This window comes from Nitratireductor kimnyeongensis, from assembly GCF_019891395.1.
Classification (GTDB): domain Bacteria; phylum Pseudomonadota; class Alphaproteobacteria; order Rhizobiales; family Rhizobiaceae; genus Nitratireductor; species Nitratireductor kimnyeongensis.
On record NZ_CP078143.1, the window covers coordinates 52,192 to 70,525 of the forward strand.

Sequence of the window (18,334 nt, forward strand, 5' to 3'; positions counted from 1 at the left end):
TGTGGTCTGCCGATCAAACGCCGCGAACCGGTGAATGACACACGCAGGAAACGCCTCCCATGCCGAAAACCGATATCGCGCGCCGCGTCTACAATCACGCCTGGAAGCTGGATCCTATCTGCCGCAGCCTTCTGGATACGGACTTCTACAAGCTCTTGATGCTGCAAATGATCTGGGGGCTTTATCCGAATGTGGATGCCACCTTCTCCCTCATCAACCGAAACAAATCTGTCCTGTTGGCGGATGAAATCGATGAAGGGGAACTGCGTGAGCAACTGGATCATGCGCGCGCCATCCGGTTCAGCAAGAAGGAAATGATCTGGCTCGCAGGCAACACGTTCTACGGCCGCAAGCAGATCTTTCAGCCTGAATTCCTCAACTGGTTGGCGGATTTCCGGTTACCTGAATACGAGCTCACAAAACGAGGCGGACAATACGAGCTCCATTTCCACGGCAAGTGGATGGAGACCGCCATGTGGGAGATCCCGGCCCTGGCCATTATCAACGAGTTGCGGTCGCGGGCTGCCATGCGCTCCCTTGGCCCCTTCGCGCTCGACGTGCTCTATGCGCGCGCCAAGGCGAAAGTCTGGGCGAAGGTCGAGCGCCTCAAAATGCTACCCGAGCTCAAGATTTCCGATTTCGGCACAAGGCGGCGACACTCCTTCTTGTGGCAACGCTGGTGTGTGGAAGCTCTCAAGGAAGGAATCGGAGATTCATTCACCGGCACCTCGAATGTGCTTCTTGCCATGGATACCGACCTTGAAGCGCTTGGCACCAATGCGCACGAGCTGCCGATGGTGCTGGCAGCCCTTGCCAAAACCGACGAAGAGCTGCTGCAGGCCCCCTATCGCGTGCTCGAAGATTGGCAGAGCTACTACGGTGGCAATCTGCTGATCGTGCTTCCCGATGCATTCGGCACGGAAACATTTCTGCGCAACGCCCCACCATGGGTGGCAGACTGGACGGGTTTCCGCCCCGACAGCGCTCCCCCCATCGAGGGTGGAGAACGCATCATGGAGTTCTGGCGCAAGCACGGCAAGGATCCCCGCGACAAACTGCTCATCTTCTCGGACGGTCTTGATGTGGAGACGATTGAGAACACCTACCGGCACTTTGAAGGTAAAGTGCGCATGGCTTTCGGTTGGGGCACAAATCTCACGAATGATTTTGAGAATTGCGCGCCGACTGAGGTGGACGGTCTGAAGGCGATTTCGGTCGTCTGCAAAGTCAGCAGCGCAAACGGCAGACCGGCGGTCAAGCTGTCGGACAATCCGGAAAAAGCGACAGGCGATCCCGCAGAGATCGAACGCTACATCAAGCTGTTCGGAGCGCAAAACCGCGTTCGCCGCAAGGTCTCTGTGTGAGATACCATCCAGCCTGACAGCCAAGGCCTGCTATCGCGACCTGAACGGTCTCAGCTTTCCTCGAGCATTTCCTTCACGACAGTCGCGAGCTGTTTCAGAGAGAAAGGCTTGGGAAGGAAGCCAAACTGCGCGTCCTCGGGCAAGTTCTTGGCAAACGCATCCTCCGCATAACCCGAGACGAAGATAAATTTTATGTCGGGTTGCGCTTTGCGCAGTTCGCCCAGAAGCGTAGGGCCATCCATTTCAGGCATCACCACGTCGGACACGACAATGTCGATTTTGCCTTCCAGTTCTTCAAAAATCTCAAGCGCCTCGATGCCCGAACTCGCCTCATGCACTTCGTAGCCGCGCGAAGAAAGAGCGCGCACACTTCCCATTCGCACAGCATCCTCATCCTCGACGAGGAGCACTCGGGCGGAGCCGGAGAGATCCTGCTTCTCCTCTTTGGCTTTTGCCGCGTCACTCCCGCGAACGGCCGCCTCCTCAGCTGACTTCTCAGCTTCGCTGGGAACGTGGCGTGGCAGGAAGATTCGGAACGTGGTGCCTTCACCCAACTCCGAATCGCAGAAGATGTACCCACCGGTCTGTTTTACGATGCCATACACCATGGACAGACCAAGACCGGTTCCCTTGCCGACCTCCTTGGTGGTGAAGAATGGTTCGAAGATCTTCTTGATGGTTTCGGGATCGATCCCGGTACCCGTGTCGCTTACCTCAACAGCCACGTAATCGGCAGCGACCATCTCGCGATAGGGGAATTGGGCGGATTCTTCAGCAGTGATGTTTCGGGTTCGCACCGCCAACTTGCCACCTTCCGGCATGGCATCGCGTGCATTGACCGTCAAATTGACCACCACCTGCTCAAACTGACCGATATCGGCCTTCACTGGCCAGAGATCGCGGCCGTGTTCGATGGAGAGAGAAATTTCGCTGCCGACAAGGCGTGCAAGGAGCATTCTCAGATCCGCAAGCACATCCGTTAGATTGAGCACCTCCGGACGCAGGGTCTGCCGTCGCGAGAACGCTAGAAGTTGCCGCACCAACGAGGCAGCGCGATTGGCATTCTGCTTGATGTTCATGATGTCCGGGAAGGACGGATCCGATGGACGGTGATTGGTCAGTAGCAGGTCCGACGCCATGATGATGGCCGTCAAGACGTTGTTGAAGTCGTGCGCGATGCCACCGGCGAGTTGCCCCACGGCTTGCATTTTCTGGCTCTGCGCCATCTGCGCTTCAAGCGCCTTCTGCTCCGTGGTTTCAACCGCATACACGATCGCGGCTTCCTCAGCACCCTCGCCGCCTTCATGGTCAACCACGGGGTTGACGTAGAAGCGCACATGTCGCTCGGCGTCGTCGGGCAGCATGGTATCGATGGGGGCGATTTCCGCCTGGCGCTGCTTGGCCCTTTCGAGCGCTACCGCAAAAGCCTCGCGATCGTTCTCATGGATGACAGTATCCAGCCTGATATGGCGTTCCACCGAATCGCTGTCGACGACGCGCGAGAAAAGCGAGAGGAAGGGTGCATTCGTCCGCAGAATCCGCCCTTCATGATCCACGGATGCGATCGCCATGGGTGTGGAGTTGAAGAAGCGGGTGAAGCGCACTTCGGAAGCACGAAGATCTGCGGATGCATCTTCACCCAACTGGCGATTCAGAACAATCGTTCGAGTGGCTCCAGGCGTTCCCTCGCGGCTGGCCGTCACGCGATGCATGAACCGCACAGGAAGAACCTCGCCGCCCACAGTCGACAAGTCGAGATCTATCACCGCATTGCGCGCTGTCCCCGGATCGGCCTTCACCGCATTGATCAGCGCCATGCCATCACCCGCAACGATTTGCGGCAGGCGGACCGCGCCGGGCACAAAGTTAGCGAGATCAATGCCCAGCCACTCTGCAAGCGTAGCGTTGATATAGGTCACTCGCCCATCGGGATCGGCAGAGAAAAATCCAGCCGGCGCGTGGTCAAGATGATCAATGGCCTTTTGAAGATCTAGGAAAAAGCGCTCCTGTTCCGCACGTTCTTCCGAAATATCCGCAATTTGCCAAGCCGAGACCGGCTGGCGATAGCCCGGCAGCTTGAAAATCCGCGCCCACGTTCTGTACCAGCGCGCGCCCAAAGCACCACCGGGACGGATCGAGCGCGCAAGGCGGAATTCTCCATCACCTGGGCGTCCGTCACGGAGCCCCCCTGAGAGTTTTTCCACCACCGGTGCGGCTTCCGGATTGTCTGCCAGCAACGCATCGACGGTTTTGACATCCGCCACCGATGTCGCACCCGTCATTTGTGCATAAGCATTGTTGGCGTAAAGGATGCGGCCCTTGGCGTCCGCAACCACGAGGCCCTCCTCCATGGAATCGACAAACGCCCTGGAGAGTTCACTTCCTGCCGAACGGGGGGCGACCTGCACGAACCCGATCGCTGTCGCGAACAGGAAACCCACGCCGATCATCGCCAAAACGCCAAGAAGCCCAAGCAGGAACGGATCCCCGAGGCGTTCGCGGAATACGGAGAAAGCGATCGCGGAAAGCGTCAAAATCACGATGAAAATAATCAGCCGCGTGATGGCACCTGGTCGAGAGCTCTGGTCGACGATCGGTGCTGCGTGGATTTCTCCCCCGGTCTGCTTGGCCATGCGTTTCCCGTCTGTCGCGCCCAATCCCTGCCGGGCTCCACGCGAAGCCGGCCTCACCGGGATATATCAGGGCTCCCCGCATCTGCAAGCGTACACGTGTAATCGAACCGCAAATCGCCATTCTTTGCGCGAATTTTGCTGCTGAAAACCGTTCTGGCACGCGATGGCAAGTCTCCCATGGGTTGCCGCGTGGCTACGAGACGCATAATTTGACGGATCTAATTGAAAGCGGAGTGAACGAATGCGCGATTGGCTTGTGGGAATATTTGGAGAGGCTTACGCAACCGCGGCCTTCTGGACGATCATTCTCATTGCCGTGGCCATTGTTCTTCTCGTCTTTGTAAGGGTGAATCGCCGTTTTACTGCTGGCACCTTTATTTCCGGCTCGCGCAACAGGCAGCCACGTCTGGCTGTTACAGACGCCACTCCCGTGGACAACAATAGGCGCCTTGTTCTGGTGCGCCGCGACGAAGTGGAACACCTCATTCTCATAGGCGGGCCGACCGATCTGGTGATTGAAGCCAATATCGGGCAGGCGAATGCTGAAAAGGTGACCCCCAAGGTCCCTACCCGCGAGAAGCAGCCTTCGCAGGATAAGCCGGAGCCGTTGGTGGTCGAAGAACCCAGCAGCGAGAGAGACTTCCCCCGCTCTACTCCCTCTTCCGGAAGACCGGAAATGCCAGAATTCGGCCACAGGCCCGCAACGCCGGACCGAGAGATTCAGATAGCCAGCCGTTCGACGGCAACTCCTGCCCCGCGACGTTACCCGGCCGAGGCAACGCAGGCTGCCCGTGATTCCGTTACATCGATCTCTTCGCGGCCCGCCGTTGCAGCGACGTCTGCTGGGACTCTCGCCTCGGTGACGACCCCCGCCCCCAAGCGGGAGCCGGATGTCGAGCACGTCAGTGACAAACTGCAAGTGCCGGACGATACGGAAGTGGCCGGCACAATCGACGCCCCTGTTGTCGACCTCGGCGTTTCACGTGCGCAGCGGCCCAGCAACCATGAGAGCACCAACGAGCACACGCTCGAGGACGAGATGAGCAAACTTCTCGAAGAGCTGTCGGAGCAGAAGCACTGATAATTGGCGTTCGACCATTTTCGAACACATGCAAGACAAGAAAAAAGCGCCAGCCCCGAGGGGTGGCGCGTACAAACAAGACAAACTTCCGTCCAAGCCTGTAACAAAATTAATCGTCGCGATAGACTTTCTCACGACGTTCATGTCGTTCCTGCGCTTCGATCGACAGGGTTGCGATCGGGCGTGCATCGAGACGTTTCAGCGAAATGGGTTCACCCGTCTCTTCGCAATACCCATAAGTCCCCTCCTCAATCCGCTGCAGTGCAGCATCGATCTTGGAAATCAGCTTCCGCTGACGGTCACGTGCTCGCAATTCGATCGCACGATCCGTTTCGGACGACGCTCGGTCAGCGAGGTCCGGGTGGTTTGCACTTTCTTGTTGCAGTGCCTCGAGGGTCTCGCGCGCCTCTTTCAGAATATCGCTTTTCCAACGCAGCAATTTCGCACGGAAATATGAACGTTGGCGCTCATTCATGAAGGGCTCGTCCTCGGTGGGCACGTATTCGGCATTACTGAGCTCATTCATCGAGTCACCCTGAGATGTTGTGACGCCCGCGCCTATATATTCACGCACCCCCACAACCACAAGCACAAAGGCCGCAAGCTTCACGCTTTTGTTAATTGCAGCGGAAAAAGTGGATATCTCCTACTCCGGAGGCGTGTTGCGTATAAACTCCTCAAACGGCATCAAGAAGTTTGACAGAGGGCGAAATGACAGAAAAACCGCGCATTCTGAGCTCAATCAGCAGGGTTTTGGGCAAGTTTCCTACAGATTTTATCGGTTTTCTCTGATGCCTCGGCTTCTTTTGCTTCGTCACGCGAAAGCCGGATGGGCGGCCCCAGGCGTCTCGGATTTCGAGCGCACTTTGACCCAATCGGGTCGAAATGATGCCCGGAAACTTGGTTTGCGCATGCGCTCCAGCGATTTGATTCCCGATCTGGTACTGTGCTCACCCGCAAAGCGCGCGGTCGAAACTCTCGAATTCGTTGCTTCCACGCTTTTCGAACAACCGCCTAAAACGGAGATGGTTCGGGAACTGTACAATTCCGATGCTGCCGATTACCTGCAGGCCGTGCGGGAAGCCTCGGCCGTCGAGACATTGCTGGTGGTAGGTCACAATCCCATGATGGAGGACCTTGCGTACGAGCTCCCATCCGCGAGCAGCACGCACGCAATTCAGGCGGCCGCCTCCGGCTTCCCCACATGCGGCCTTGCGGTCATCAGCTTCGATGGTCCGCTAAAGGACGTGCGGCGCAATAGCGGGCAACTCGAAACCTTCCTGAAACCGAACGAATGAGGAAACACTCTTCAATCACGGCTTCGGGTTCCTATATGCAAGGTCTTGCGATTTTTGAGGATTTCGTCATTTGGCTTCATTGACCACATACACCGACGAAGCACGGATCGCTCTCGACACACTGGCTGGACGCGCCGCCGGTCTCATGTCGCCATCGCTCAGAATTGGTGTGACAGGGCTGTCACGCGCGGGCAAGACCGTGTTTATCACCGCATTCGTGCACAATCTTCTGCATGGTGGGCGCCTCCCCCTCTTCGACGCACAAAATTCCGGCCGGATTTCGAAAGCTTTCCTGGAGCATCAGCCCGATGATGCCGTGCCCCGTTTCCAGTACGAAGACCATATCGCCGCGCTGGTCGAAAGCCGTGTCTGGCCGGAGTCCACACGCGCCATCTCCGAACTCCGCCTGACCGTTGAGTTTGAATCCGCGTCCGCCTGGAACCGGCTCCTGTCCCGTGGAAGACTATCCTTCGATATCGTTGATTACCCGGGAGAATGGCTGCTCGACCTCCCACTCCTCTTGAAGGATTTTGAGACCTTCAGCCGTGAAGCATTGGAGATGTCGGCCCTGCCTGGACGAGCAGATCTCTCAAAGGAATGGCGAAGCCAGAACCGCGATTGCGACCCCAATCAACCAGCCGACGAAATGACCGCACGCAAATTGTTCGAGGCTTTCTCGTCCTATCTGCGTGCATGCAAATCTGATCAACGGGCCCTTTCGACCCTGCCGCCAGGCCGGTTCTTGATGCCCGGCGAGCTTGAAGGTTCCCCGGCGCTGACATTCGCTCCCCTCGATGTCCAGCCCGGTGCAAAGGCGAAGCCCGGTTCATTGCACGCCATGATGGAGCGTCGCTATGAGGCCTACAAAACACATGTCATTCGCCCTTTCTTTCGGGAACATATCGCCCGGCTCGACCGACAGATCGTGCTGATCGACGCGATGCAGGCCATGAACGCCGGGACAGAAGCCGTGACCGACCTCGAGCGGGCGCTGACCGAGATCTTGTCCTGTTTTCGTCAAGGCCGCGGAAATCTCCTGACCGGTCTGTTTTCACATCGCATCGACCGGATACTGGTCGCTGCGACCAAGGCCGACCATATTCATCATGAAAGCCATGATCGGTTGCAGGCGATTGTGCGAAGGCTTGCCGACCGCGCCATTGCAAGAGCCGATTTCTCAGGTGCCACAGTGGATGTGCTCGCCATGGCCGCGGTGCGGGCCACACGAGAAGGAACGGTGAAACAAGGGAGGGAGGCACTGCCCGTCATCATCGGGACACCTCTCAAGGGTGAAACCATCGCGGGTGACACCTTCGATGGCGAAACAGAAACGGCGATCTTCCCTGGTGACCTGCCTGAAAAGCCCGGCTTGATCTTTCAACAGCCCAAACCGGGTAAAGACGGTGGCGATCCCCCTGCGGAAGAATCGCTGCGCTTTGTAAGGTTTCGCCCCCCGCGACTGGAAAAGACCGCGGAAGGGATAACCCTGTCCCTACCGCATATCAGGCTAGACCGGGCTCTGCAGTTCCTCGTCGGAGACCACCTCGCATGAAGAGAGCGCCCGCGTCATTTCGTATAGATCCGCCGAAATCCGCCAATCCCGAGAAGCCGGCGAACAAACGGAAACCCCGGTCGATCGAACCCGGCAAGGCGGTAGCCGTGGTCGCAGAGAGCGACGATTTTTTCGCCAGTCCTGACCCGGCGTTCACTGACCCGCCTCCGGTCCCCCCTCGCCGCCGATCCCTGCTCGGGCGCGTATTCTTTGCTGCCTTCGGAATTCTCATTTCACTGGCGATCGGCCTGTGGACCGACCGCTTGATCCGCGATCTCTTCAGCCGTGCCGACTGGCTGGGTTGGCTGGCGCTCGGTGTAGCGACCATCGCCTTGATTGCATTGGTGGCAATCATCGTGCGGGAGATGCTCGGCATTCTGCGGCTCGCCTCCATCGAGACACTCCGCCGTGATGCGGCGGATGCTATTCTTCGAAACGACGCCAGAGAGGCCCGAAAAACGGCGGAGCATCTCATGGAGCTGCTTGCGCACAAGCCCGAGACGGCGGCCGGACGCAAAACCCTTGAGGGCCTCAAAGATGATGTCATCGACGGGGCGGACCTGCTGGCGGTTGCCGAGAAGGAACTCCTTGCGCCCCTCGACGCGATGGCGCGCACGCAAGTCTTGAATGCCGCAAAGCGTGTTTCAGTGGTGACCGCCGTCTCCCCCAGGGCGCTGGTCGATATTGCCTATGTGCTCTTCGAGGCTGCGCGGCTGACAAGACGCATTGCAGACCTCTACGGCGCGCGTCCCGGGTTCCTCGGGTTTATGCGCCTCGTGCGCAGCATTGTCACACATCTTGCCATCACCGGTTCCATGGCCGCTGGGGAGACACTTGTGCAGCAGGTCGTCGGCCACGGGCTGGCTGCACGCCTTTCTGCGAAACTCGGCGAAGGCGTTGTCAATGGCATGATGACGGCGCGCATCGGCATTGCCGCCATGGATGCAGCCCGGCCGCTGCCCTTCAAGAGTGTTCCCAGGCCCGGCATAGGAGATTTTCTTAAAGCGCTGACGAGTTTTGCCACCAGCAAGAAAACGGGCTCTGATAACACTTAAACAGTTCCGAACTCGTTCACTCGAGAACGCTCAAAGTGAGTCACAAAAGACACACTCGCAAAATATGATCTCAGGAAACTGGGCTTGATGCGCGCACTGGCTGCACCGAATCGCCTCGGTATGGTAGATAAAGCCTTAACCAATCTGCGGCAGGATTTCCGACAGATTTTGTTTTAACCTGACCTGGTTCTTTAGCTCATGCTGAAATTCGCGCTCAAGCTTGCCCTTCTGGCCGCTGCTGCTGCCCCAATGTCCGGATTGCCGGGCGCGGCGGAAGCCTCGGAAAGCGAGAGGCGTTTTTTCCAGTCTGTCGAAGGCAGTTGGTCCGGTCCGGGCGAGATTGTCGCCGGTAAATACAAAGGCACGAAATTCGTCTGTAATTTCGACGGCGGCACGCCCGAAAAGAGTATCGGCATGGCGCTGGACGGAAGCTGCCGCGTTGGTGTTTTCACACAGCCCATGAAGGCCAGTGTGGTACGCGAAAAAAGTGGCTACCGCGGCACGTTCCTGGATGGTGCAGGTGGGAAGGGCCTCGATGTCACCGGAGGCAAGGTCATCGGGAATGACGTGGTCTTCGCGCTTCACCGTTCATCACTGAGCGGCGCCATGCGTGCCCGCATCAGCGACAAGAACACCATGCACATCACCATCTCCGTTCAGGTGAATGATGACATGGTACCGGTGATCGGAATGAAGCTGAAGCGCACGGGCTCCAGCAGCGGCGTCGAAGCCATTGCTCGTCAGTGACCGAACACGCCACGGGCAAGCGTTCTCGTTTGAGAATTGAGAATTGAGAATTGAGAATTGAGAAAAGCCGGTAGCGGCTAATTGTTGTCTTCGCCGACATGCCACCACGCGCCGTCTGGCGTGATACGTTGCATGCCGCTTTGATCGAGCGTTCCCACAAGCGCCTCAATCGATTTTCCGCCAATCTCCCGTGCCGGCGCAATCTCTGCCAGCGGAGCAAGCACAAAAGCACGCTCGGCCATTCGTGGATGCGGTATCGTCAGCCCGGCATCATCCACCACGAAATCCCCGTAAAACAAAATGTCCACGTCAATGGGGCGCGGGCCCCAGCGCTCCTGACGCACACGCTTGAGAGCGCGCTCAATCGTCAGGCATTGTTCAAGGAGGGGATAGGGAGCAAGATTGGTACGCACCCAGGCAACAGCGTTGAGAAAATCAGGTTGATCGAGCTTGCCCCAAGGAGGCGTGCGGTAGAGCGACGAAACCGAATGGACTTCGGTGTCATCCCTTGCATCCAACGTAGACAAGACCAACTGCATCGCTTGACGAGGATCGCCGACATTGCCGCCCAACCCCAGATAGACATCCTGCATCTTATTGCGGCCAGGCCAGGGAAACCTCGACATAGTCCAGCACTCCCGGGACGGGTGCATTGGGCTTGCGTATCGTGATTTCAGAGCGTGCGATCTGTGGAAAGCGAGAGGCCAGCGCTTGTGCCACTTCCAGCGCCAAAGCCTCGATCAGAAAACGGCGCTTGCCGGAAATGATCTCTTCGATGACCTTGAAGGCAGCGCCGTAATCAACCGTTCCTTCAAGAGAATCGTCGCTCAGGGCCCGCCCGGGCTCTACGATCAGCTCTGCGTCCACATAGAAACGCTGCCCCAGGCGCTCCTCTTCGTCATGCACGCCGTGTCGCGCGAAGAAAGCGCAATTCTTCATCCGGATTACATACATCATCGCCTCACCGGCCTATCTCTGAGCCGCAAGCATAGCATCCGCAACTCTCAGGGAATCCCTGTTGATTGCGACATTGTGCACGCGAAAAACGGCCGCGCCCTTCATTCTTAGCAGCGCACTGGTCGCAGCCGTTCCAACATCCCGCGCCTCGGCACTCGCCCGGTCTGTGACCGCACCAACGAAGCGCTTCCGCGATGTACCCACAAGAAGAGGAAATGCAAGCCCCGCCAATTCTTCAAAGCGGGCCATGATCTCGATATTCTCTGCCGTGTCCTTGGCGAAACCAAATCCTGGATCCAGCATGATCTGATCGTCTCTCACACCTGCCTCACGAGCAATTTCAAGAGAGCGACGCAGAAACGAGAACTGGTCTGCAATGACATCAGGCAGCTTCTCTCGCTCGCGCCCCGTGTGCATGATGGCGAGCCCTGCCCCGCTGTTCGCAGCGACAGCCGCAATATCCGGCTCGCGCTGAAGCCCCCAGACATCGTTGACGATATGCGCGCCTGCGGCGACCGCGAGCCGGGCCGTCTCGGTCCGATAAGTATCCACGGAGAGTAAGACGTCATCCCGGCCGGCAAGGGCTTCGAACACCGGCAAAATCCGGTCCTGTTCTTCACTTGACGACACCGGGGAACTGCCTGGCCGGGTCGATTCACCGCCAATATCGATGATGTGAGCGCCTTCGCCGATCAATCGGTCAGCTTGACGAAGCGCGGCATCGAGACTGACAAAAGCGCCGCCATCGGAAAAACTGTCGGGAGTCACGTTCAAAATGCCCATAATGATGGCATCAGGGCCGAGAACAAGGTCGCGGCCGTGCGCTAGTCTCCAGACAGAAAAGGTCATTGGGCGTTCACCCTCCGGATAACAACCAAGCGTTTTTGCGGCTCATTGACGCCAAAATCAACCGCAATGTGTTCGGTGGAGCGATTCGGAAACCGCTCACGCCAGACTTGTCATCATGCGTGCGAAATCGCAGGGTGTTTACGGGAGAAAACATGAAACGCATCACGCTGACCCTCGCCCTGATGACCTTCGCAGCAAGTCCTGCCGCAAGCGCCGATGTCGCCCGTACCTACAGCTATTTCTCGATCGGCGGGAGAACGCTCAGTGAAATCGAACAGCAGCTTCGCTCACGCGGTCCGCATGTGCAGAGCACCGGGCAGCGTCACCCCGGCGCGACGCGGATGGAGTTCAAGACCAAGATAACCTACGAGGAGGAAAAGCGCCGCTGCCGTATCGCCGACGTGAAGGTTTCCGTCGACGCGCGCGTCTTCTTGCCGCGCTGGCGCAACCGCAAGACTGCAGGCCCTGAAACGGCTCTTATATGGGACACGCTGTCCAAAGACATCAAACGCCATGAAGAGAGCCATCTGGGCATCGCCAAACGCTACGCACGCAGCATAGAAAACGAAATCGGGAACCTCCCGCCACATTCCGATTGTAAGGCGCTTCAGCAACGCGCGGAGCGCGTGGCACAAAAGAAACTCGATGAGCACGATGCAGCGCAGGTACGCTTCGACCGTATTGAAAGCGGGAACTTCGAATGGCGATTAATGCGCCTGCTGAACTATCGACTGGAGCAGCTTGAGAAAGGGCGAAATCCCGGTTGAGGCGCCTTGAAAATTCGGTAAGGGCGCGGAAATTGTTGCCTCAGGCTTGTCGCTCGGGAATGCGAACGACCAGACCGTCCAGTTCGTCACGCACAATGATCTGACAGGACAGACGTGAAGTCGGCTGCACCTCGTAGGCGAAGTCCAGCATATCCTCTTCCATGGCTTCAGGCTGGCCGACCGTGCCAGACCACTCTTCATCGACATACACATGACAGGTCGCGCAGGCGCAGGCTCCGCCGCACTCCGCTTCGATGCCCGGCACCGCATTGCGAATTGCGTTTTCCATGACCGTGGAACCATTGTCGGCCTCGACATCGAAGCGCGTACCATCGGGGATGATATAGGTGATCTTCGGCATGCGGTCACTCAGCTTTGGTGAAACGGTCGCGGATTGCGCGGCGATGGGATGAGAAACCGCCAATAGGCCAATTTCTCTCAACGTCCGCGCTTCACTTATGTTCTTTAAAGCGTAAAGGCAATCCGTGTCTGCAGATGCAGCATCGGATCAGCGCAATTGTGAAATGAATTCACTGGCTTCGTCGATCAGTTTCGACAATTGCCTTACGCTATTATCATCATCCGGATTCTTTTCGATGACCGCAGCACAGGATGCAATTGCCTCCGCCCCTACCCCACGCGCTGAACCGACAAGCGCATGCGCGATCTCGCGTCTCGATTGAAGGTCAGACGAAAGCATGCGTTCGCGCATGTCCCCTGTTTGAGTTTGAAACATGCCAAGAACTTCAAGCGCCAACTTACGATCACCCATGGTTTGACGCGCCAGATGCGCGAGATTGAAAGGTGCCGGTCCGGTTGCTGCGTGACCCTTGTCGAAAAGCGCGCCTGAAACGGTCTGCACATTCATCCCCAACTTACTCTACGTCAGTCTTTACACCCTATTAATGCCGAATGGACAACGGGTTAACGGCTTTGCTGCAAAGTGACTGTTTCACCATAAACGTCGTTAACCTTATGTTTAAACTTTTACACATCCGAGCGATTGCGTGTTTTCAACAAGGCCTTGTCCCATTACGATACGCTTGGCTCATTTTGGGCATAGTGTCGGAGTACGAGGTTCCTCTAGTTTGCGTATGAGGCTCCGGCTGAGAGTAGCTGAGGTTTGGCGGTATGGCGCGTACAGTAGCAAAGAAAAATCAACCCAAGCGCGATTTTGCGAAGGAACTCGAGGATGCCCTCGATCTGGAGCTTGCAGATGGCTTGGAGAATGGCGACCTCGACATCGCTGCCTCCATGGAGGACCTCGAAGCGCAGATCTCTGCCGCGGCCGAGGAACTCGCGCGGGAAAATCGCGATCAGAACGGAGACGATAAAGTCGCCGTGAGCGAGAAAAAAGACACAGCGCCGTCCTCCAAGGAAAAGGCTGAAACCACACCGGCCGCAAAGGCGAGTACTCCGGCTTCCATCGCCGCTGCGTCTGAAAAGCCTGGCAGCAGTACCGTGGCCAGACCCGAGAAGGCCCAGGAAACGCCTGCCAACCGGAAGAACCTCACACCGGTCGAACCCGCCCCTGAGAACGCTGCTGCCCAGTCATTCGCACCCGCCAACGACGACCGTGCCGGCGACTTCAGTGCTGTCATGCGCAAATTCGACCGACGCGCCCCAAACACCGCCTATTGGCTGGTCGCCATTCTCTCGGCTCTGTGGATCGGCGGAGGCCTTCTCCTTGGCCAGATGCTCTACGGTCCCGAAATTTGGCAGATCCGCTCGACCGACGCCCTTTTGGCGGCTCCGCACGCGATCGCCCTCCTCGTCGGCATTGTGGTTCCGGTCATCCTGTTCTGGGGCTTTGCAGTCATGGTGCGCCGCGCCCAGGAAATGAGGCTCGCCGCGCAATCCATGGCAGAGGCAGCCTTCCGCCTTGCCGAACCTGAAAACCTTGCCCACGAACGCATCATGACCGTTGGTCAAGCTGTTCGTCGCGAAGTTCAGGCCATGGGCGACGGCATGGACCGCACCCTCACCCGTGCCGTCGAACTCGAAACGCTGGTACACACCGAGGTCAGTGAACTCGAACGCGCCTATTCGGAAAACGAAACGCGCATCCGCCATTTGGTTGATGGTCTCGGATCAGAACGCGAAGGCATTGTAGGCCACGCCGAACGCGTCCGGGCGTCGATTGCCGGCGCACACGAAATTTTGAAGGACGAGCTGGACACGGCCGGAGAGCGCATCCGTGCGACCATCGCCGATGCATCCAGACAGCTGGCTGCTTCCGTCAACGCATCAAGCGAAGCTCTGCTGAAGCAGCTCGAAGGCACGGGCGGCACCCTCCACCAGGGCATCGACGATCGTATCCATAGCCTTTCGGAGCGCATCACGACGTCGGGAGATGCGGTTGCGAGCCTTCTCGATACCCGCATCGCCTCCCTCACCAAGGGCACAGAGGACGCAACCCAGAATCTGGCCACCCTGTTCGACACGCGAATGGCCACCCTTGCGCAGAGAACCGACGAAGCCACCGAGAAGATTGGCGGCCTGCTCGATTCACGCGTATCCGCTCTTGCCGATGGCGCAGAAGAAGCTGCCACCAAGCTTGGCAGCGTTCTTGATTCGCGCATCTCTGCCTTCAGCCAGAACACACACGATGCCGAACAGACCCTGACCAAGGTTCTTGATTCGCGTCTCGGTACACTTACCAAGGAAACTCAGGACGCAGCCCAGACACTCGGCAATCTGTTCGATGAGCGCATGGCGACACTCGCCGAACGCACCGACCAGACGACCCGCTCGCTCAGTTCGCTGTTTGAGACCCGCAGTTCCGCTCTGATGTCTTCGTTGGGCGAAGCTACTGAATCCCTGACCGGTGAATTCGACACCCGTCTTGGTCAGTTGGAAAATGCGGTTACCGAGCGGGGCCGCGCTCTCATCGCTGAATTCACCACACGCGCTGAAGCGCTCGACGCTGGCACGCAAAAGCTGAACTCCGCTCTCGAAGCGCGGGCGCGCAGCATCAACGAGACCCTCGTGGAAAGAACGCGCGAAATCGCAAATACGTTTGCGCAAGGAAAGGACGAAGTCTCCGCAGCTGTGGAGGCTGGCAAATCCGCTCTTAGCAGCGAACTGTCCGACCTTGTGGCTTCCACCAGCATCATGCTGGAGAACACAGCGGGCGAATTTGGCAAACGCCTCGACCAGAACTGGTCGCAGATGGCTGCACAGTTCGATGAAGGCATTGAGCGTATCGACGCGACCCAGTCGCGTATGGGCGAGGCAGCACAACGTCAGATTCAGGCTTTTGAAGAGACGCATCAGCGGCTATCCGGCGCATTCAGCGCAGATATGGAGAAACTCGACCTTGCACGCGCAACCTTCGAAGCCGGGATCGGGGAACAGGTACAACAGCTTGCCAAAACACGTGACAGTTTTGGTGAAGCGCTCGACACGAACATTGCCAAGATCGATGAACATCGCAACGCGCTCAACGCCGTGATCGAAGACGAAGCGCTGCGCGTCAACGAGATCTTCACCAAGCAGACGGGGATCATCGAAGAGCGTACACAGACGATGGAGAAAGCGCTTTCCATCGGCGTGGAAAATGTCCGCAGCACACTCGAGAACAGTGCCGTTGTGGTCGCTGGCTCCCTGCGCGACAAGGTCATCGAAGCGACCTCGACACTGAACGAGGAGGCAGCGAAGGTGTTCGAGGACGCAGATAAACGTATTGCCGCGCGTGCCGAACAGACTGCATCGACCCTCGGCGCGCGCATCGAGGACATCGACCGGACCTTTGATGACGCTTCCGCCCGCTTCACCGAACGCGCTGGCGTCTTCGCGCAAACCTTTGCCGAGGTTGACGGCCGCATCGCTGCACGCCTTGAGACGACAGCCGAAACCTTGTCGCAACACACCAAGGCAATCACCGACACCTTTGATGCAGCAGATCGCAAAATTCTGAGCAGGGTTGATCAGACCACAGAACAACTCACCGCGCGCACAGAGGATCTTTCGAAGACCTTCGAGGATTTCGATCAACGCGTTGTTGCCCGCACCCATCAGACATCGGCCGAGCTCGACGCACGCGCCAACGCCATGGGCGAATCGCTTTCGAAGCTGCAGGAACGTCTGTCGAACAGCGCCAGCATGATCGCCAGCACGATCTCCGGAGGCGTAGACGACGCGGATGCACGTCTGCGCGAGAGCGCCGAATCGGTAGCTCAGCACGTCAACCAGCAGCTCTCGACCACGCAGGCCCGGCTCGTCTCCACCGCCGATACCATCGCTCAAACGTTTGCGTCAGTTGACGAACATATCGGCAAGCGCACGAACGAAACCGTGTCCAGCCTGGAGGAGCGCACTCGCGAGCTCAATTCCATCCTGGCAGGCCGCACGGCGGAGATGTCACGTATCCTGGACGAGACGGCCAAGCCACTCGTGGAACGCTTCGCTGCCAGCGGTGGCGAACTGCGTGAGAGCATTCAGGCAATCACGACGGAAACGACGCAGCGTCTGCAATCCGAAAACGCTGCTCTGCTCAATGCACTGACCAACCGTACGAACGAAGCTCTGTCGGCTTTCGAGCATGTTCAGACGAACCTGACCGGACATATCGACGAGCTTCTGCAGAAACTCGGCGTTTCCGGCCAGCGTCTGGGCGCGTTGATTTCCACAGCGTCCAAGAATCTCTCCGAGGTGGACGAGCGCCTCAGCACCACCGCAACCAGCTTTGCCGAGAACGCGGAAAAGGCTGCCGAAACCTTCTCCAACTCGGCAAGCCTCATCAATGCAAACTCCGGCCGTCTGGCAGACTTCTCCGACAGGACCCTTCGTGAAATCTCTGCCATAGCAAGCCGTTTCGAAGATCACAGCAAGGTGCTGGAGACAGCGTCAGAGTTGCTGGAGCGTGCGCAATCGGGCTTGAGCGGCAATCTTGAGGACCGTCAGAAGGCGTTGGAGGCTCTCGCTTCCGGCTTGGCTGAAAAATCCGAGCATATCGAGCGCACGATGAACGCATTCGAGGATTTCGTGGGACGCACCCTCACCACCGCCGAGGGACGCACCCAGCAGTCGGTTGAAGGTATCCGTCAGTCGATTGCCGAGGTCGTTGAATCCGCAACCAGCCGCTTTAGTGGAGCAACGGATGAAATTCGCCGCACGGCTGCAGAGATCCGCAACGAACTGGAGCAGACGCGCAGCGATGTGAAGCGCGGCATTGCCGAACTGCCGGCGGAAGCCAAGCAGTCGACTTCGGCTATGCGCAATGCGATCACCGAACAAGTCAACGCGCTGAAGGAGCTTTCAGATATCGTATCGAAATCCGGCCGCATGCATGGACGTGATCGAGCGAGCGAAAATCGCCTTCCCGCAGACACGCCCCCACTGCGCCAGCCGGCGCCAGCGCCTGCTCCACAGGCGCCGTCTGGAGCCGCACAGCCTGTCATTGAAAGGTCACGCCAGCCGGCAGCGCCGTCTTCGCGCTCCACACAGCCCGCAAGCGCGCCGCAGCAGGGAAGCCAGCCAGCCGCTGGTGGGGGGTGGATTCGCGATCTCCTGCGCAGTGCTTCCAACGATGAAAGTCATGGCGAACGCGAACGCCCGGCCTCTTCCGTTCAGAAGGAAGACCGATCTGCCCTGCATGTCGTGGAATCGCTGAACTCGCTCTCGGTGGATATCGCCCGGGCCATCGATCACGAAGCGTCGATCGATCTTTGGGACCGTTATCGTCGCGGCGAGCGCAACGTCTTCACACGTCGCCTCTACACGCTCAAGGGACAGCAAACCTTCGACGAGATTCAGAACAAGTATCGTTCCGATCCCGAATTTCATGCTGCCGTCGATCTCTACTGCCGTGATTTCGAGAAACTCTTGCGCGATGTCTCCCGTTCGGATCGCGACAATATGATGACCCAGACCTATCTGACCTCCGACACGGGCAAGGTCTACACAATGCTGGCTCATGCCAGCGGCCGCCTCCGCTAGAGGCGGGATTGGACATCAGAATAAGTGAACGGGCCCCTGCGGGCCCGTTTATCTTTTGGCGCCATTCGGATCCGCGCATCCGGTAGTCAGC

The 18,334-nt window shown here is 58.1% G+C and carries 15 protein-coding genes; 8 read left to right on the forward strand and 7 right to left on the reverse strand.

What is annotated here, in order from left to right; translation table 11 throughout:
• The first annotated feature begins 59 nt into the window (after window positions 1-59).
• A complete protein-coding gene (pncB, locus tag KW403_RS00270; RefSeq protein ID WP_223020815.1) occupies window positions 60-1,364 on the forward strand; it encodes a nicotinate phosphoribosyltransferase in 1,305 nt (434 codons plus the stop codon).
• 50 nt (window positions 1,365-1,414) lie between these two features.
• On the opposite strand, the gene cckA is transcribed toward pncB, so the two are convergent.
• Entirely contained in the window at window positions 1,415-3,997 is a 2,583-nt protein-coding gene (gene cckA / locus KW403_RS00275; protein ID WP_223020816.1) for a cell cycle histidine kinase CckA, read from the reverse strand.
• A 241-nt stretch (window positions 3,998-4,238) separates the two neighbouring features.
• On the opposite strand from cckA, the gene KW403_RS00280 reads away from it, so the two are divergent.
• Window positions 4,239-5,078 (forward strand): flagellar biosynthetic protein FliO, encoded by an 840-nt coding sequence (locus tag KW403_RS00280; RefSeq protein WP_223020817.1) that lies wholly within the window; start codon window positions 4,239-4,241, stop codon window positions 5,076-5,078.
• A gap of 109 nt (window positions 5,079-5,187) precedes the next feature.
• Here KW403_RS00280 and dksA read toward each other — a convergent pair whose 3' ends face one another.
• The gene (gene dksA / locus KW403_RS00285) at window positions 5,188-5,604 is read right to left on the reverse strand and encodes an RNA polymerase-binding protein DksA (RefSeq protein WP_223020818.1); all 417 of its coding nucleotides are present in this window, start codon (window positions 5,602-5,604) and stop codon (window positions 5,188-5,190) included.
• Window positions 5,605-5,623: 19 nt separating this feature from the next.
• Here dksA and KW403_RS00290 point away from each other — a divergent pair, with 19 nt between their 5' ends.
• From KW403_RS00290 to KW403_RS00305, 4 genes are all read left to right on the forward strand, one after another.
• On the forward strand, window positions 5,624-6,376 hold the full coding sequence (locus KW403_RS00290) for a SixA phosphatase family protein (protein WP_246637833.1): 753 nt from the start codon (window positions 5,624-5,626) through the stop codon (window positions 6,374-6,376).
• Between the two features lie 70 nt (window positions 6,377-6,446).
• A complete protein-coding gene (locus tag KW403_RS00295; protein ID WP_223020819.1) occupies window positions 6,447-7,928 on the forward strand; it encodes a YcjX family GTP-binding protein in 1,482 nt (493 codons plus the stop codon).
• Window positions 7,925-8,983: a YcjF family protein gene (locus KW403_RS00300; protein WP_223020820.1), complete on the forward strand. Its 1,059-nt coding sequence runs from the start codon at window positions 7,925-7,927 to the stop codon at window positions 8,981-8,983. Before KW403_RS00295 ends, KW403_RS00300 begins: the two co-directional genes overlap by 4 nt.
• A gap of 198 nt (window positions 8,984-9,181) precedes the next feature.
• On the forward strand, window positions 9,182-9,730 hold the full coding sequence (locus tag KW403_RS00305; RefSeq protein ID WP_223020821.1) for a hypothetical protein: 549 nt from the start codon (window positions 9,182-9,184) through the stop codon (window positions 9,728-9,730).
• Window positions 9,731-9,807: 77 nt separating this feature from the next.
• Here the strand turns inward: KW403_RS00305 and folK are convergent, their stop codons facing one another.
• The 3 genes from folK to folP are packed head-to-tail and all read right to left on the reverse strand — an operon-like array spanning window position 9,808 to window position 11,536.
• Window positions 9,808-10,356, reverse strand: coding sequence for a 2-amino-4-hydroxy-6-hydroxymethyldihydropteridine diphosphokinase (gene folK, locus KW403_RS00310; protein WP_246637834.1), 549 nt, complete (start codon window positions 10,354-10,356; stop codon window positions 9,808-9,810).
• The gene (folB, locus tag KW403_RS00315) at window positions 10,325-10,684 is read right to left on the reverse strand and encodes a dihydroneopterin aldolase (protein WP_223022368.1); all 360 of its coding nucleotides are present in this window, start codon (window positions 10,682-10,684) and stop codon (window positions 10,325-10,327) included. Before folB ends, folK begins: the two co-directional genes overlap by 32 nt.
• Window positions 10,685-10,699: 15 nt before the next feature.
• Window positions 10,700-11,536 (reverse strand): dihydropteroate synthase, encoded by an 837-nt coding sequence (gene folP / locus KW403_RS00320; RefSeq protein WP_223020822.1) that lies wholly within the window; start codon window positions 11,534-11,536, stop codon window positions 10,700-10,702.
• A 152-nt stretch (window positions 11,537-11,688) separates the two neighbouring features.
• On the opposite strand from folP, the gene KW403_RS00325 reads away from it, so the two are divergent.
• Window positions 11,689-12,303, forward strand: a complete 615-nt coding sequence (locus tag KW403_RS00325) for a DUF922 domain-containing Zn-dependent protease (RefSeq protein ID WP_223020823.1) — start codon at window positions 11,689-11,691, stop codon at window positions 12,301-12,303.
• Window positions 12,304-12,343: 40 nt separating this feature from the next.
• On the opposite strand, the gene KW403_RS00330 is transcribed toward KW403_RS00325, so the two are convergent.
• Window positions 12,344-12,664, reverse strand: coding sequence for a 2Fe-2S iron-sulfur cluster-binding protein (locus KW403_RS00330; RefSeq protein WP_223020824.1), 321 nt, complete (start codon window positions 12,662-12,664; stop codon window positions 12,344-12,346).
• 147 nt (window positions 12,665-12,811) lie between these two features.
• Window positions 12,812-13,171 carry an Hpt domain-containing protein gene (locus KW403_RS00335; protein WP_223020825.1) on the reverse strand — a complete coding sequence of 120 codons (360 nt, stop codon included), beginning with the start codon at window positions 13,169-13,171 and terminating at the stop codon, window positions 12,812-12,814.
• 263 nt (window positions 13,172-13,434) lie between these two features.
• On the opposite strand from KW403_RS00335, the gene KW403_RS00340 reads away from it, so the two are divergent.
• Entirely contained in the window at window positions 13,435-18,243 is a 4,809-nt protein-coding gene (locus tag KW403_RS00340; protein WP_223020826.1) for an apolipoprotein A-IV repeat region-like domain-containing protein, read from the forward strand.
• The last annotated feature ends 91 nt before the right edge of the window (window positions 18,244-18,334 follow it).

Coding starts and splice junctions, on each gene's coding strand:
- KW403_RS00280 (WP_223020817.1), top strand. CDS start 4,239: ATGCGCGATTGGCTTGTGGGAATATTTGGAGAGGCTTACGCAACCGCG.
- KW403_RS00335 (WP_223020825.1), bottom strand. CDS start 13,171: ATGAATGTGCAGACCGTTTCAGGCGCGCTTTTCGACAAGGGTCACGCA.
- KW403_RS00330 (WP_223020824.1), bottom strand. CDS start 12,664: ATGCCGAAGATCACCTATATCATCCCCGATGGTACGCGCTTCGATGTC.
- folP (WP_223020822.1), bottom strand. CDS start 11,536: ATGACCTTTTCTGTCTGGAGACTAGCGCACGGCCGCGACCTTGTTCTC.
- pncB (WP_223020815.1), top strand. CDS start 60: ATGCCGAAAACCGATATCGCGCGCCGCGTCTACAATCACGCCTGGAAG.
- dksA (WP_223020818.1), bottom strand. CDS start 5,604: ATGAATGAGCTCAGTAATGCCGAATACGTGCCCACCGAGGACGAGCCC.
- KW403_RS00305 (WP_223020821.1), top strand. CDS start 9,182: ATGCTGAAATTCGCGCTCAAGCTTGCCCTTCTGGCCGCTGCTGCTGCC.
- cckA (WP_223020816.1), bottom strand. CDS start 3,997: ATGGCCAAGCAGACCGGGGGAGAAATCCACGCAGCACCGATCGTCGAC.
- folB (WP_223022368.1), bottom strand. CDS start 10,684: ATGTATGTAATCCGGATGAAGAATTGCGCTTTCTTCGCGCGACACGGC.
- KW403_RS00340 (WP_223020826.1), top strand. CDS start 13,435: ATGGCGCGTACAGTAGCAAAGAAAAATCAACCCAAGCGCGATTTTGCG.
- KW403_RS00300 (WP_223020820.1), top strand. CDS start 7,925: ATGAAGAGAGCGCCCGCGTCATTTCGTATAGATCCGCCGAAATCCGCC.
- KW403_RS00325 (WP_223020823.1), top strand. CDS start 11,689: ATGAAACGCATCACGCTGACCCTCGCCCTGATGACCTTCGCAGCAAGT.
- folK (WP_246637834.1), bottom strand. CDS start 10,356: ATGTCGAGGTTTCCCTGGCCTGGCCGCAATAAGATGCAGGATGTCTAT.